This window comes from Pseudonocardia parietis, assembly GCF_017876315.1.
Taxonomy (GTDB): domain Bacteria; phylum Actinomycetota; class Actinomycetes; order Mycobacteriales; family Pseudonocardiaceae; genus Pseudonocardia; species Pseudonocardia parietis.
This window is the reverse complement of sequence record NZ_JAGINU010000001.1, coordinates 5702527-5717448: the sequence shown is the minus strand read 5'-3', so window position 1 is coordinate 5717448 and position 14922 is coordinate 5702527. Positions and strand designations below refer to the sequence as shown.

The 14922-nt window shown below is 68.0% G+C and carries 15 protein-coding genes; 10 read left to right on the top strand and 5 right to left on the bottom strand.

Annotation, left to right across the window (positions count from 1 at the left end):
- Window positions 1-5 precede the first annotated feature (5 nt).
- Window positions 6-2432 (top strand): DEAD/DEAH box helicase, encoded by a 2427-nt coding sequence (locus tag JOF36_RS26775; RefSeq protein WP_281072748.1) that lies wholly within the window; start codon window positions 6-8, stop codon window positions 2430-2432.
- Between the two features lie 620 nt (window positions 2433-3052).
- Window positions 3053-3625: a hypothetical protein gene (locus JOF36_RS26770; RefSeq protein WP_210032153.1), complete on the top strand. Its 573-nt coding sequence runs from the start codon at window positions 3053-3055 to the stop codon at window positions 3623-3625.
- A gap of 39 nt (window positions 3626-3664) precedes the next feature.
- Here the strand turns inward: JOF36_RS26770 and JOF36_RS26765 are convergent, their stop codons facing one another.
- A complete protein-coding gene (locus JOF36_RS26765) occupies window positions 3665-4222 on the bottom strand; it encodes a GIY-YIG nuclease family protein (protein ID WP_210032152.1) in 558 nt (185 codons plus the stop codon).
- 242 nt (window positions 4223-4464) lie between these two features.
- Here JOF36_RS26765 and JOF36_RS26760 point away from each other — a divergent pair, with 242 nt between their 5' ends.
- Window positions 4465-4998, top strand: a complete 534-nt coding sequence (locus JOF36_RS26760) for a hypothetical protein (protein ID WP_210032149.1) — start codon at window positions 4465-4467, stop codon at window positions 4996-4998.
- Between the two features lie 398 nt (window positions 4999-5396).
- Here the strand turns inward: JOF36_RS26760 and JOF36_RS26755 are convergent, their stop codons facing one another.
- Window positions 5397-5993, bottom strand: coding sequence for a hypothetical protein (locus tag JOF36_RS26755; protein WP_210032147.1), 597 nt, complete (start codon window positions 5991-5993; stop codon window positions 5397-5399).
- Window positions 5994-6007: 14 nt separating this feature from the next.
- Window positions 6008-6433, bottom strand: coding sequence for a hypothetical protein (locus JOF36_RS26750; protein WP_210032145.1), 426 nt, complete (start codon window positions 6431-6433; stop codon window positions 6008-6010).
- 73 nt (window positions 6434-6506) lie between these two features.
- Here JOF36_RS26750 and JOF36_RS26745 point away from each other — a divergent pair, with 73 nt between their 5' ends.
- Entirely contained in the window at window positions 6507-7451 is a 945-nt protein-coding gene (locus tag JOF36_RS26745) for a LysR family transcriptional regulator (protein ID WP_210032143.1), read from the top strand.
- Window positions 7452-7537: 86 nt separating this feature from the next.
- Here the strand turns inward: JOF36_RS26745 and JOF36_RS26740 are convergent, their stop codons facing one another.
- The gene (locus tag JOF36_RS26740) at window positions 7538-8407 is read right to left on the bottom strand and encodes a helix-turn-helix domain-containing GNAT family N-acetyltransferase (RefSeq protein WP_210032136.1); all 870 of its coding nucleotides are present in this window, start codon (window positions 8405-8407) and stop codon (window positions 7538-7540) included.
- A gap of 94 nt (window positions 8408-8501) precedes the next feature.
- Between JOF36_RS26740 and JOF36_RS26735 the strand changes: the two genes are divergently transcribed.
- The 6 genes from JOF36_RS26735 to JOF36_RS26710 all read left to right on the top strand — a co-directional run bounded on the left by JOF36_RS26735 (window position 8502) and on the right by JOF36_RS26710 (window position 14416).
- On the top strand, window positions 8502-9848 hold the full coding sequence (locus JOF36_RS26735; protein WP_210032119.1) for an FAD-dependent oxidoreductase: 1347 nt from the start codon (window positions 8502-8504) through the stop codon (window positions 9846-9848).
- 89 nt (window positions 9849-9937) lie between these two features.
- Window positions 9938-11113 carry an MFS transporter gene (locus JOF36_RS26730; protein WP_245352643.1) on the top strand — a complete coding sequence of 392 codons (1176 nt, stop codon included), beginning with the start codon at window positions 9938-9940 and terminating at the stop codon, window positions 11111-11113.
- Between the two features lie 62 nt (window positions 11114-11175).
- Window positions 11176-11544, top strand: a complete 369-nt coding sequence (locus tag JOF36_RS26725; protein ID WP_245352642.1) for an ArsR/SmtB family transcription factor — start codon at window positions 11176-11178, stop codon at window positions 11542-11544.
- Window positions 11545-11559: 15 nt separating this feature from the next.
- On the top strand, window positions 11560-12669 hold the full coding sequence (gene arsB / locus JOF36_RS26720) for an ACR3 family arsenite efflux transporter (RefSeq protein ID WP_210032109.1): 1110 nt from the start codon (window positions 11560-11562) through the stop codon (window positions 12667-12669).
- 25 nt (window positions 12670-12694) lie between these two features.
- Window positions 12695-13129, top strand: a complete 435-nt coding sequence (locus JOF36_RS26715; protein ID WP_372447414.1) for an arsenate reductase/protein-tyrosine-phosphatase family protein — start codon at window positions 12695-12697, stop codon at window positions 13127-13129.
- An 18-nt stretch (window positions 13130-13147) separates the two neighbouring features.
- On the top strand, window positions 13148-14416 hold the full coding sequence (locus JOF36_RS26710) for an APC family permease (RefSeq protein WP_210032105.1): 1269 nt from the start codon (window positions 13148-13150) through the stop codon (window positions 14414-14416).
- A 74-nt stretch (window positions 14417-14490) separates the two neighbouring features.
- Here the strand turns inward: JOF36_RS26710 and JOF36_RS26705 are convergent, their stop codons facing one another.
- Window positions 14491-14745 (bottom strand): hypothetical protein, encoded by a 255-nt coding sequence (locus tag JOF36_RS26705; RefSeq protein WP_210032103.1) that lies wholly within the window; start codon window positions 14743-14745, stop codon window positions 14491-14493.
- Window positions 14746-14922 lie beyond the last annotated feature (177 nt).

Genomic DNA, 14922 nt, shown 5'->3' with positions numbered 1-14922 from the left:
CGACGATGTTTCGGTGTAGGAACCTTCATCATCAACTTCTCGGGGCCCGCCTCAGTGCAGCGACACGACCCGACTCCCGCGGTCGCTCACGCCCTCACCTGCACTCCATTTCCGGAAGAGCCGGAAAAACCTTCCTCATGTCGTCGCTTGTCGATTATGTTGCAAGTCAAGGGGTTCGTCACGTCCTGGTGGTGACTCCAGGAAGCGTAATTCAGAACAAGACCCTTGCCAACTTTAGTGCTGCGAGCGGCAAGTTTATTGCTGGGGCTGATTATCAGCCAACCGTAATTACACCTGAGAATTTCCGGAGTGGCGACGTCGCAGCGGCGCTGCGAGACGTAGACGAACTGAAGGTGTTCGTCTTTAATGTGCAGCAGCTAATCCGCCCCACAGACAAGGTCTCGCGGAAGGTCAGAGATACCGACGAGAACCTTGGCGACGATCTATACTCCTACCTTAAAGGCGCGACTGATCTACTTGTAATCGCCGACGAACACCACATTTACCACGAGAAGGCTAAGGCCTTCTCTGGGGCGATCCGCGACCTTAAGCCTCTCGGCCTTGTCGGATTAACTGCGACTCCTGCTCAGGCAGACGTCGAAAAACTGGTCTTTCAGTACTCTCTTGGAGAGGCGATCGCGGACGGCCATGTGAAGGTTCCAGTCATTGTGTACCGTACGGACGGCATGAAGGGGGAACGGACTCAGCTGGCTGACGCCTGCCACCTTCTTCGTCAGAAGGAGGCGGCGTATCTCCAGTATCTCGACATCCGTCCAGGCCAGACCAAGGTCAAACCTGTCCTTTTCGTCGTCTGCACTTCCATCGAGCACGCCACCGAGACCGGTCAAATTCTCGCGCAGGATGGATTCATTGGAAGCCCTTCCGCTATCCTGGAAGTCTCCTCACAGTCGTCTGACGAGGCGCTCACGGCACTTGCGGAGGTCGAGTCTCCCCAATCGCCGATTCGAGCAATTGTGTCGGTAAACATGTTGCGCGAAGGTTGGGATGTCAAGAATATCGCTGTCATTGTCGCATTGCGGAGGCTCGCGTCGCAGACGCTGACAGAGCAAATCCTCGGTCGTGGTCTTAGGCTCCCTTTCGGTTCCAGGACCGACGTGCCAATGGTGGATCAGGTTGACCTGGTGGCCCACGACTCATACAAGCAGTTGCTTGCACAGAAGGACGTTCTCCGGCAGCGTCTGCAGGCTCCCCCGACTGCAGTGGACGTGGACGAGCAGGGCGCGGCGACCACTGCTGGCAACCTGGTGGTCCCGGATCCGACGCTCCCAACCGGTCGAGCCGAGAAGCTGGCGGAAGACCCTGTTGTGCCGGGGCAGCCGGGGCGAGGGGGCGAAGAAGCACAGGCGCATGCGTTCACGATCAGGGATGACGACAGCGAGTCCGCTTCGCCGGGCCTGTTCATTGTCGAGAGCGCCGAACGGCGAGCAGAGCAGCCTCCGCAGCCACAGTCACGTGTGAAGGGCGCCCCTCAGATCGTCTTTCCACGCCGTGAATCACGCCTTACTTTCGCCGCTTTCAGTCTGTCGGATATTCCGGACGGTGACGCACAAGCAGCTGGTGCTCGGTTCATCACGGAAGTCCCGTCGTTCCTCTCGAAGGACGCTCTTATCGCGGCTCGCGAAGATGGCGACGTGGTGATCAAGGTCGCTCCGCAGAAGAACGTCGAAGCCCAGCAAGCACTTACTGGAATCGACACTGTGAAGGCGGATCTCGTGGCTGCTGTTTTCCGTCAAGCTGAGGAGACCGCGAAGGAGAAGAACGCAGCCAAGCGAATCGCCGAGGCATTTCTTCGAGGGGCCGGAGTTTCGACCGGCAAGGAAGCAGCAGACTGGGGCGAGAATCGCCGCATGCACGCGATTAAGGGTATGACAGCGCTGATCGGTGCGGCCTACGCGAAGCGGAAGCGGCAGATGACATATGAGCTTGCCCCGATAACCCTGCCAATCGAGCCGGTGCTTGTCGATGGTGCAGCAAGAGATGCGTACAACGACGGGTTTGCCAAGCACGTTCAGTTCAAGGGCTGGCAGAGGAACATCATGCCTGTCGCATCTTTTGACGCCGGATCGACCGAGTGGAAACTGGCACAGCTCTTCGATCGGGACGATGAGATCCAGTGGTGGCTTCGCATATACACCAATGGGTCCGCGTTTATTCCAACCGCAGATGGCAACTACTTTCCTGATTTTGTTGCGTTAGATACGGCTGGCGTCTATTGGGTCATTGAAGGGAAGTCGGACAAGAACTCCAACGATGCTGATGTGCTTCGCAAGAAGGAGGCTGCTGAGCACTGGGCTCGCAGTGTTCGCGACGCCGATCAGTTCGGCGAGTGGCATTATGTTTTCGCTACAGAGTCGCACATTAGAGATGCGGGGTCTTGGGCTGCCCTGAAGATTGCCACCAACCCTGAGTGATGCGAGAGAAGATCATGCTGTTTCCGTCTAGGCACCGCCCCAAGAGGTGAGTCGGTATCCGGGGATTTGTTCCTTGCCGGGGGCCATGCGCAAATAGGGATCAAAGGCGCCCTCGCCGGGCTGGCAGGTCTCCGGGATGGTGGCGCGGTGCCATCCCGCCGACCTCCCGGAGGGCGTACCGCACGAACACCCGTGGGCGGAGCGTGGCATGGTCGGGTGCGGTTGCGTCGAGGGCCGCCCACGGGCGCCCGCACGGTCGGTCTGGCGACAGGTCGACGGGATGGCACTCAGAAGGCGCGGGGGAGTGGGCTCGCCCCCGGGTTCCCCCCCCCCGGAATTGAACGACAGAAGCCGGCGACGGACCGTCGTCGGTGGAAGATGCGGCGGCGAGTCCGCGCAGTGCACGAGAGGCGTCGGCGAACGTCGCGCGCAGCCGGAAGTAGTGGATCTTGTCTCCGCGGGTGAGGGCCCGACGATTGGTAGGTCAACGAGGCTCAGGACCGTCGTGGTAGCGGCGTCGGGGGTGCGTTGACGACTGAGTCGCGGGGCCTGAGGTGCAAGGAGGACCTGTCGTCGGGTTGGCCGGTACGGCCAGGGGGCTGTACTGGAGAATCGCCTGCATGGAAGCATTCGAGTCGTTTGTCGCGTTGGCCATGGAGGATGAAGGCTTGGTCGTGTCCGAAGCGATCAAGTTTCCGGTTCCACGGCGAACTAAGAAGTTGGCGTACGAGGAAGTACAAGTTCACGGCTACGAGGTAGACCTTGTCGGGGCAAGGGCGGACCGTCTGGTCCTGGCCACTGTTAAGTCCTTCTTGGGCTCCCGAGGAGTGGCGGTCGAACACGTAACAGTCGGCCCTGAGTCTGCCTCTCATCATCGTGGATATGCGCTCCTAAACAATCCTGAGTTGCGTGATGCCGTTCTCGATGGTGCATGCCAGAGATTCGGATACCTCCCTGAGCAAGTCGAGTTTCGCCTATATGCTGGGCGCTTCGCCGCGCCAACTACTGGATTGCACGAACAAGAGATTCGCCAATGGTGTGGATCTCAGAATGTCGGCGGTGGGCCGATTAAGGTATTTAATCTGACGGAGGTGGCAGAAGTAGCTATCAAGGTCGCAGAGAGTAAGACGTATAGGGATAATGCCGCATTGACAGCGATTAAGGTGCTCCGTTCGGCAGGAAGACTGACGTGATAGACCGCGGATTCTTCGCTTCTTGTAGGAGTCAACGGGCTACGGCTGTCCGTCGGACGGGCGCGGCCCGGCGCTGTCGTAGTAGCGCCGTCGAGCGGCCTTGACGACGTGGGTGGCGGGGCCCGAGGCGTGGTCGACGTTGAGGGGCGGGTCTAGGGCCCGGATGACATCGGCTTCAACGTCACGCGGTGTCGGATGCTCGCACCAGGACACGCGGAGCTTGCTGGCCATCCACTCGGTGAGCCGATCTTCGTCGTCGTCGACGAGTACGACGCGATCGGTCCAGCGGGTGCGGTAGTCCTGCTCATCCTGCAGGAGGCCGGCGAGTGTTCGTCGGAGCGTGGAGCTGCCGCTCCGACGAAGGTGATTCGAGGCGATCCGGGAGCGGAGCTTCGTCGCGAGACCGACATAGATGAGCCGCAGATCCGGCACCGTCGGGTGGAGACGACCCGGCAGGTCGGGCAGGATGGCGGGAGGCGCCCACCAGGCGTAGAGGCCCGGCGCCGACGGCACCTGAGTTCGGACGTGCTGGGTGCGGACCGGGTTGTCGATCAGCTCGTCGATGACGGACTCGATCGGTGGGGGAGCAGGCGGCATCTCGGCAGTCTGCCGGGGCCCGAGGAACGCCGCAGCCGTTCGTCAGTCGTTCGTCAGGACGTCCACCGACAGCGATAGTCGACGGCAGGAGTCAGGACACGTTCACGCAGCTCAGGCCATGTGCGATCGCGAGCGCCGCAGGTCTGCGGATCGTGCCGATTCGTTCCGCTTCAACGTCTTCCGCACCCCTGGGAGGGTTAGACCTGGTGTCAATCAGAAGCCAGGGAGGCAGACTGTCCCGCGTGACCGAACTTGTTGCTGCGCTCGCCGGCGTGTTGTCGGCGACGGCTGCGTTCCTGGCTGCGGCGATAGCCTGGACGAATTTTCGTGGGCAGCTCTTCGAGCTCGCCCGGCAGGCTCATATCGACCTCACCACAGGCGAGGTCGCGCAGGCCCGCAACGTCCTCGGCGGAGTGTGTTTTCAGGAGAGCGAGCAGATCCCAGCCAGCGACGTCGAGGACGCACGAGAAGCCTGGTTCACCGTGTTGTGGTGCTTCCAACGGCTCGCCGCCGCTCGTCGCCGGATCGTGTCAGCCGGACGCACGGGCCGTGCCCCCCTGATCTACTTCGACGAACTGGTTGGCGATCAACTCCGGTTCATGAACGAGGACTACGACGTGGTTCGTCCCCGGATCACCCGGGTGGTGCCGGCGCTGTCCGATGACGACTCAAAGAAGATGTTTCCCGAGCTCTTCAGGGGCGTTCATCGGGGCCGCTACAAGCTGGGGGAGTGGGCCAAGCCGCCGGAGTGTGACTCCGGGACCGGACACGGATGATGTGCGCGGCGTAGCGGGATCGTCCCAGTAAACCCCCAGGTATCGACAGCGCGCGTCACCAAACGACTGCCATGGACGCCAGCGTCCCTGCGAGGTGCTCGCAGCTCAGGACGAGCAACGGCAGAGGACGGTGCCCCGTGAACGACGCCGATCTTGGTTCGGGCGGTTACTGGTTCGAGTCCAGTCGGAGGAGCACATTCCCAAGTCGGAGGCTCACGTCGAAGCCTCGACCAAGATCGACCCCCAGGAAACCCGCACCAGTGGGTTCCGGGGGTCGACGTTTTTTGAAGATCTCCAGGACGTCCTCGGCGTCGGTCGCGGTGACCTTGCGGCCGAAGTGAAGTCCTGAGGCATCGTCGAGCGGCCGCCCATGGGGCGACTGGTCGGTTTTTTCAATCCTATGCCCTCACCCGGCTTCCGCGGAGCACATCGCTTCGCACCGTTGCAATCATCGCTATCGTCCCGCAGAGAACGACGATGTAAGCGGGGAAGACCCACGCCGCCGGCTCCCATGCATCGATGGTGAGCAATGCGATCACAGCGCCCGTGCCGACGAGCACGTAGAACAATGTGCTTTCGGAGCGTGGCGCGTTCCAGACCTTCCTGATCGTCGGTGCGGCGGCCACGGCGTCCGCCGCGACGGCGAGCGCAACCGCCACGGGTGCTCGATCCAGCACCAGCCAGGCGACGAGCGCGAGGACAGCGGTCAGTCCGCACGCGACGTCGAGTCTGTCCACCTGCAATCGGCTCCGCCCGCTGAGCATCGCCGTGGTGACGACTGCGACAGGGCCGAGTCCTGCGGCAAGGGTGAGGGCCGCCGGCAGCCCTACTCCGGAGTCGAGTTGGGCCAGGAACGCAGTGAGTCCGGCCACTGCCCACAGGATCCATGTTACGAGATTCGGTGACGCCCTTCCGTGGACTATGGCAATGCAGTAGCGCGCACTTCCTGCCGCGCCGAGTGCTGCACCGAGGAATACCCACCTGGGGTCGATCATGCGATTCCATCTGCTCAGGAAATTCGGATCCAGCACGTCGCGAGACCTGCCGCGGTCGCGAGCGGCACGAGTACCAGCGCTGCAGGCCCGGCGACGACGCACAGGGCTGCGAGCGCCAGGGTCGCTGCCCCGGCACCTGCGCCGGCCGCCACTGCGACGAAGCTCGCACGCTCGTCGGTCGGTCCGCCCGCCACCCAGCTCAGGGTCCGGGTCACGACCCCGACGAAGATCGCGGCGACGACGCTGATCGCGACGACACCGGAGGGCAGGATCGCGCCGATCGCGAGGGCTGTTGCGCCGGCAAGCGCGCTGACGACGACTGCACGGAGAACACGGATCGAGCGTCGTCGCGGCCTCGTCGGGGCGTTGTCCCGTCGACGATCGTGATCGGGGGCCGGAGGTCGGGCCGGCACGGCGGCAGGCGGGTCGGCAGATCTCACCCCTGAAGGGTGCGGCCCGATCTATGTGAAGTCCATGTGGAAGATTTTGCGTATTCGGTGAAGAATCACCTTCATGGTCGACTTACGCCGACTCGGTGTGCTCCGCGCCGTGGCGCACTACGGGACGGTGACTGCGGCGGCGCAGGCTCTGCACCTCACTCCCTCCGCGGCGTCACAACAGGTCCGGACGCTGGCGCGAGAACTCGGCGTGCTGCTGCTGGAGCCCGATGGCCGACGAGTGCGTCTGACAGCGGCTGCGCGGGACCTTCTCGTGCACGCGGACGCCATCGAGGAGCGCTGGCAGCTCGCACAGTCCGAACTACGGCGACACGACGAACGACTGGCCGGCACGATCCGGCTGTGCGGGGTCCCGACCGCCGTCTCGACACTGCTCGCCCCGACGGTGGTAGCACTCGCTCATGACCACCCGACGCTGTCCGTCGCCCTCCTCGAGTGCGAGCCCGATGTCGCCTTCGACAGGGTCTTCTCCGGTGAGTCGGATCTGGCCGTCATCGATGCGACGCCCGCGAGCCCGCCGTTGAACGACCGTCGCTTCGAGCAACGATCGCTGCTGGTGGATCCGTTCGAGCTGCTGGTTCCCGCCGGCCACCCGCTCGCGCACAGCGACGCGGTCTCCTTGATCGACGCAGCAGCCGAACAATGGATCCTGGGCCTGCCGGAGACGTCCTATCGACAGCACACCCTGTCGGCCTGCAACGCCGCAGGATTCACGCCGAGGATCGCCCATGAGACCCGGGAGTGGAGCGTGTCGGCGACCCTCGTCGCGCACGGCCTCGGCGTCGCGCTCGTTCCCCGGCTGGCGCGTCTCCCGGGGGGCCTCGACGTCGTGCGGCGCAGGCTCGACGGCACGCCGCTGCCGGTGTGCAGGTTCATGACCTGCACACGTCGGGGCGGCCGGAGCGACCACCGTCTGCAGGCCGTTCTCACGCGACTCGCGGCCGTCGCCGAGACGCTCACCTCGGACGCAGGCGGGATCGAGGAAGATCGCGCATCGTGAGTCACCTGCCGGGAGATCGAGCAGCACGGGCATCCGACCGACCGGGCGGCACACGCGGGCGGGGACGGCCAGGACTCACACACGGTTCAACTGCTGCCCGCCCGAGTGGAAGGAGCGGACCGGCCACGGGCGTCGGCACGACGTTCGAGGAACACGACGTCCCGCCACCGGCCGTGATGCTGCCCGATCCGTTCACGGACGCCGAGCGTGCGGTAGCCGGCCGAGTGGTGCAGCGCCAGGGCGGCACGGTTCTCGGGGAAGATCGAGGTCTGCAGGGTCCAGAGACCGGCGTCGTCGGCCGCGCAGACCTGGTGACGGATCAGGGCCCGGCCGACGCCGCGACCCCGGTGACCGTCGGCCACGTAGATCGCGGTCTCGGCCACGCCCCGGTAGACCGGCCGGGCCGACACGCGACGGGCGGCGGCCCAGCCGACGACCCGGCCGTCGAGCTCGGCCACCCAGCGGTGGCCGGGTAGCCGGTCGGCGTCCAGGTCCGCGCGGTCGGGGACCTCGGTCTCGAAGGTCGCGTGCCCGGTGGCGATGCCCTCGGCGTAGATGCGCAGGACGTCGTCCCGGTCGGCGTCGGTCATGACGCGGACGGCGACGTCCTCGGGGACGTCGTCGGGACAGCAGGGCCCGGGAGCGAGCAGTCCCATGACCGCGTCGGCGGCGTGCGGAAGTCCGGTGCAGCAGTTCGGGTTGACCGTGACCTGGGTGGTGGTGCCCTCCTTGCGGAGGACGACGAAGCCGGTCTCGGCGAGCTTGCGCAGGTGATGGGAGCAGGTCGCCTGGCTGATCCCGACCAGCTCGGCCAGTCGGCCCACCGAGAGCGGGTGCCCGGCGGTGGCGACGGCGTGCAGCAGCCGGATCCGTACCGGCTCCGCGAGGCAGGCGAACCAGTGCGCGTAGGTGGCGGCGTCGTCGCCGGGGAGCTGCGCCGGCTGCGGGGCGGTCATGCCGTCAGTATCGACGACGATCGATGGTTGCGTCCATCGATACGGATCGATATATTTCGAGCTCGTTCGATCGATGAACGTCGATGGAGGCGTGATGGACGTGAACGTGGAGCTGCCGGTCGTGGTGATCGGAGCCGGGCCGGTGGGCCTGGCCGCGGCGGCGGAGCTGGCCGAGCGAGGGATGGAGCCGCTGGTGCTGGAGGCCGGGGCGGCCCCGGGCGCGTCCGTGCGGCAGTGGGGTCACGTGCGGCTGTTCTCGCCCTGGGGCTGGCTGACCGATCCGGCCGCGGAGCGCCTGCTCGCCCGGTCCGGCTGGACGGCCCCGGACTCCGAGGCCTGTCCGACCGGGGCGGAGTGGGTGGCCGACTACCTCGCACCGCTGGCCGCGGCGCTGGGGAACCGGGTGCGGACGGGGGTGCGGGTGGTCGGGGTGACCCGCCGCGGACGGGACCGGGTGGTCGACGCGGGCCGCGACAGCGAGCCGCTGATCGTGCGGACCGACGGCGGGGAGCGGATCACGGCACGGGCGGTGGTCGACGCGTCCGGCACCTGGACGACCGCGAACCCGCTCGGCGGCGACGGCCTGCCCGCGATCGGTGAGCTGCAGGCCGGGCGGCGGGTGCGGGCGGCGGCGATCCCGGATCTGAGCGATCCGGGGGAGCGAGCCCGCTACGGCGGCCGGCACGTCGTCGTCGCCGGGTCCGGGCATTCGGCGCTGACCGCGCTGGCCGGGCTCGCGGCTCTGGCCCGTGAGGTGCCGGGCACCCGGGTCTCGTGGGTGCTGCGCCGGTCGGGATTCGGGCAGGTGTTCGGCGGGGGCGACGCCGATCAGCTCCCCGCTCGTGGGGCGCTGGGGGTTCGGGCGTCCGAGGCGGTCCAGGCCGGGCTGGTGGAGCCGGTGTTCGGGTTCCGCACCGAACGCGTCGAGCAGGTCGAGGGCGGGCCGATGGTCCTGATCTCGGACGAGGGCCACAAGATCGATGACGTCGACGAGGTGCTGGTGCTGACCGGGTTCCGCCCGGAGCTGGGTTGGCTCTCGGAGGTGCGCACCGAGCTGGACGCGAGACTGCAGGCCCCGGTCCGGCTGGCGCCGCTGATCGACCCGAACGTGCACTCCTGCGGCACCGTGTACCCGCACGGCGCGGCCGAGCTCGGTCATCCCGAGCCGGGGTTCTACCTGGCCGGGATGAAGAGCTACGGGCGCGCACCGACGTTCCTGGCCCGTACCGGCTACGAGCAGGTCCGCTCGATCGCCGATGCCCTGACCGGTGATCACGAGGCCGCCGCGCGGGTCGAGCTGGTCCTCAGCGAGACCGGCGTCTGCGGGGGTGCCGGCCTGTTCGACGCCACCGGGTCGACCGCCGGGACGGAGTCGGGCAGCGGCTGCTGCGGCCCCGCGGTTCCAGTCGAGGACCCGGTTGGGGGAGCCTCCTCGTCGTGACCTCCGACGAACCGCGTACCGGTCCCGCCTGTCGCGAGCAGGGGCGGGGCGGCGCGGCAGGCCTCGCGTCACGAGGACGGTGGCGGGTCCTGGTCGTCCTGTGCGTCACGGAGATCACCAGCTGGGGAGTGCTCTACTACGCCTTCCCGGTGCTGGCGCCGACGATCGCGGCCGACACCGGCTGGTCGATCCCGTCGGTCACCGCGGCGTTCTCCGCCGGGCTGGTGGTCTCCGCGCTGGTCGGGATCCCGGTCGGGCGGCTGCTGGACCGGCACGGCCCGCGCTGGCTGATGACCGCCGGGTCGGTCGTCGCCGTGCCCGCGACACTGCTGATCGCCGCGGCCGGCTCGTTCCCGGCGTTCGTGGCGGCGTGGCTGCTGGCCGGGGTCGCGCAGGCCGCGACGTTCTACCCGCCGGCGTTCGCGGCACTGACGCGCTGGTGGGGATCCGACCGGGTCCGCGCGTTGACCGGGCTGACCCTGGTCGCGGGGCTGGCCAGCACCGTGTTCGCCCCGCTGTCCGCCGCGTTGCTGGAGCCGTTCGGGTGGCGCGGCACCTACGTCGTGCTCGCCGTCGTCCTCGGCGTGATCACGATCCCGGCACACCTGTTCGGGTTGCGCGGGCCCTGGCCGGACCCGGTCGCCGACCCCACGCCCCACGGCGCCGCGCCCGCGGTGGTCGACGACGACGCGGACCGGATCCGGCGAAGCCGGGCGTTCGTGTTGCTGGTCGTCTCGATCACTCTCGGGGCGTTCACCGGTTTCGCCGTCACCGTGAACCAGGTTCCGCTGCTGCTCGAGCGCGGTATGTCCACCGACCTCGCCGCCTGGGCCCTCGGACTCGGCGGGCTCGGCCAGGTCCTCGGCCGCCTCGCCTACGGCCCCCTCGTACGACGCAGCACGGTGCGCGGCCGCGCCGTCGCGGTCATGGCCGGACTCGCCGTGGCGACCCTCCTGCTCGCCGTCCTGCCCGGCCCGGTGTGGGCCCTGATCGCCGCGGCGATGCTCGCCGGTGCAGCTCGCGGGATCTTCACCCTGCTGCAGGCCACGGCACTGTCCGACCGGTGGCATCCCCGCGTCTACGGTCGGCTCAACGGCATCCTGTCCGCTCCCGTCATGATCGCCGTCGCGATCTCCCCGTGGGCCGGGAGCGCACTGGCGGGCCCGCTGGGCGGCTACCCCGAGGTGTTCGTGCTGCTGGCCGGAGTCGCGGCGGTCGCCGCGGTGCTGGCGATCGGGACGCTGCCGCGTCGAGCAGCGATTTGACCGCGGAGTTCGATGCTGGTCAAACTAGACGGGTGTCGAACCAGGAGCCGATCTGCGGCTCGATGCTCGTCGAGCGTCCCCTCGACGGCCCGGAGTCGGTCGAGCTGGCGCGCGTGTTCAAGGCGATGGGCGATCCGGTACGGCTGCGGTTGCTGTCGCTGATCGCCTCGCACGCCGGCGGCGAAGCCTGCGTGTGCGACCTGTCCGGAGTGTTCGAGGTGTCCGGCCCGACGATCTCCCACCATCTCAGGGTGCTGCGCGAGGCCGGTCTCATCACCGGCGAGCGGCGCGGGACCTGGATCTACTACCGCACCGTTCCGGCCGCGCTCGGCCGCCTCGCCGGCCTGCTCACCCCCGCCGCCGGCAACTCCGTCGGCAACGACGCCACCGAGAACGACACCGTCCCTGCGGCCACCGCGCCCGCGAACTGACATACGAGGAACGACGTGACCACCCCGAACACCACCACGGACGCGGACGGCGGCGCCGTCGTCGTCGCCCGCCTGTCGACCCTCGACCGGTTCCTCCCGGTCTGGATCATCGCCGCGATGATCGCCGGACTGCTGCTCGGCCGCCTGGTCCCCGGACTCGCCCCGGCGCTGGACACCCTGGCCGTCGACGGCGTCTCGCTGCCGATCGCGCTCGGCCTGCTGATCATGATGTATCCGGTGCTGGCGAAGGTCCGCTACGACCGCCTCGACACCGTCACCGGCGACCGCAGGCTCCTGCTCACCTCGCTGGTGCTCAACTGGGTCCTCGGCCCGGCACTGATGTTCGCCCTGGCCTGGCTGATGCTGCCCGATCTGCCCGAGTACCGGACCGGACTGATCATCGTCGGGCTGGCCCGCTGCATCGCCATGGTGATCATCTGGAACGACCTGGCCTGCGGGGACCGCGAGGCCGCCGCCGTGCTCGTCGCGCTGAACTCGGTGTTCCAGGTCGTCATGTTCGGTGTGCTCGGCTGGTTCTACCTGGTCGTGCTGCCCGGCTGGCTCGGCCTGCCCGTCACCGACGTGTCGTTCTCCACCTGGGACATCGTGAAGTCGGTGCTGGTGTTCCTCGGGATCCCGCTGCTCGCCGGATACCTCACGCGCCGGTTCGGCGAGAAGGCCAAGGGCCGGGCCTGGTACGAGGAGACGTTCCTCCCGCGGATCGGGCCGTTCGCGCTCTACGGGCTGCTGTTCACCATCGTGCTGCTGTTCGCGCTGCAGGGCGAGGCCATCACCTCCCAGCCGCTCGACGTCGCCCGGATCGCGCTACCGCTGCTCGCCTACTTCGCCCTGATGTGGGCCGGCTCCTACGCCCTCGGCCGGGCGGTCGGGATGGGCTACGAACGCACCACCACGCTCGCGTTCACCGCCGCCGGCAACAACTTCGAGCTCGCCATCGCGGTCGCGATCGGTGCCTTCGGTGTCACCTCCGGGCAGGCGCTCGCGGGGGTGGTGGGCCCGCTGATCGAGGTCCCGGTGCTCGTCGCGCTGGTCTACGTGTCGCTGTGGCTGCGTCGCAGGCTCTTCCCCGGCGCGACCACAGCACGTGGGCATGTCCCGCGCTGATCCCGCCCGCACCCGAGGAGTCACCGTGACCGCGGTTCCCGAAGTCCTGTTCGTCTGCGTCCACAACGCCGGCCGCAGCCAGATGGCTGCCGCTCTGCTCGCACACCACGCCGGCGGAGCCGTGCGGGTCAGCTCGGCCGGATCGGCGCCGGCGGAGAGCATCAACCCGGCGGTCCGCGAGGTCATGGCCGAGATCGGTCTCGACCTCGGCACGGAGTTCCCGAAACGCCTCACCACCGACGCGGTCGAGGCAGCCGACGTCGTGATCACGATGGGGTGTGGCGACGCATGCCCGGTCTTCCCCGGTAAGCGCTATCTCGACTGGCAGCTCGCCGACCCCGCCGGCAGGACCGCCGAGCAGATCCGCCCCATCCGCGATGACATCGATGCCCGCGTCCGCACCCTGCTCGGTGAGCTGACCGAGGCGGGTCGGAAGCGCGGATCGGTGGAGAGCCGATAGGCCGCGTAAGGGGAAGTTGTGAACCAACCGGAACTGGCCCGGCGTCTGGGAACGCCGGACGCCGTCATGATCGGCCTCGGGTCGATGATCGGGGCGGGGGTCTTCGCGGTCTTCGCCCCCGCGGCGCAGGCGGCCGGGTCGTGGCTGCTCGTCGGGCTGGTGATCGCCGCCGTGGTCGCCTACGCCAATGCGACGTCCTCGGCGCAACTGGCCGCGCAGTACCCGCGCTCGGGCGGGACCTACGTCTACGGGCGCGAACGTCTGGGGCCGTGGTGGGGCTTTCTCGCCGGCTGGGGTTTCGTCATCGGCAAGACGGCCAGTTGCGCCGCGATGGCGCTGACCTTCGCCACCTACGCGGTGCCGGAACCGTGGCAGCGTCCGTCGGCGATCGCGGCGGTCGTGTTCCTCGCCGCGGTCAACTACCGCGGCGTGACGCGAACCGCGTTCCTGACCCGGGTGATCGTCGTGATCGTGCTGGTCGTCCTCGCCGTCACCGTCGGGCTGGGACTCGGTGCCGTCGCCGGCGGGGCGTCGTCGACGGCGGTGCCGGCACAGCCGGTGTCGGGCTACGGGGTGCTGCAGTCGGCCGGGTTGTTGTTCTTCGCCTTCGCCGGTTACGCGCGGCTGGCCACGTTGGGCGAGGAGGTGCGTGAGCCGGCGCGGACGATCCCGCGCGCGATCGTCGTGGCGCTGAGCGGCGCGGTCGTGGTGTATGCGGTCGTCGGCGCGACCGTGCTGGCGGTACTCGGCCCCGACCGGCTGGCCACCGCGGTCTCGCCGCTCTCGGACATGGTCCGCGCCGGTGACCACGGCTGGGCCGTCCCAGTCGTCGCGGCCGGCGGGGCGCTGGCGTCGCTCGGGGCATTGCTCGCCCTGATCGCGGGTCTCGGGCGCACGACCCTGGCGATGGCACGTGCGCGTGATCTCCCGGTGGCACTGGCCGCCGTGCACGAGCGGTTCCGGGTCCCGCACCGCGCCGAGATCGCTGTCGCCGCCGTGGTCTGCGGGCTCCTGCTCGTCGTGGACCTGCGCGGCGCGATCGGGTTCTCCTCGTTCGGGGTCCTGGTCTACTACCTGGTCGCGAACCTGGCAGCGTGGACGCAGGACGGCGGCCACCGGCGTTACCCGCGGGCACTGCAACTGGTGGGCATGATCGGATGCGGCGTGCTGGCGCTCACCCTGCCGTGGCAGTCGGTACTGGCCGGAACGGCCGTGTTCGCCGGCGGAGCCCTCCTGCGGGCCGCTCGTCTCCTGATCGAGCGCCGTCGCCGCCGGCCCGCGGCGTGAGCACCGCTGCCGGTCGCGACCACACCGCCCACCGGGCCGGCGGAGGCGCGGGCCCGGTGACGTGTCCGCGACCGTCAGAGGTCGGGGTTGTCCGGGCGTTCGCTGGAGTCGAGGAGCCCGTTGCCGTTGGTGTCGCCGGGGCTTCCGGGGGGCACCGGGGAGCCGAGACGCGGCGGAACGAGGTCGGGGTTGTCCGGGCGCTCGCTGGAGTCCAGCAGCCCGTTGCCGTTGGTGTCTCCCGCACTCCCCGGCGGAACCGGGGTCGCGGCGCTCGCCACAGCCATCATCGGACCGGCGGCCACGGCCCCCACCACCGCTATGGCACTCATCGCGGGAACGAGGACCCGGGCAACGGAACGAGAGGTCGACATACTCATCCTTTCTCCTGACAATCGATCATGAACGACGGAACGTAGCTGACCCTCCGCACCCACCATCGGGTCCGGGTGCCCGTTCGTTCACCTCGGTCACGATGCCCGCGTGACCCGTTCCGCCACATCGACGCA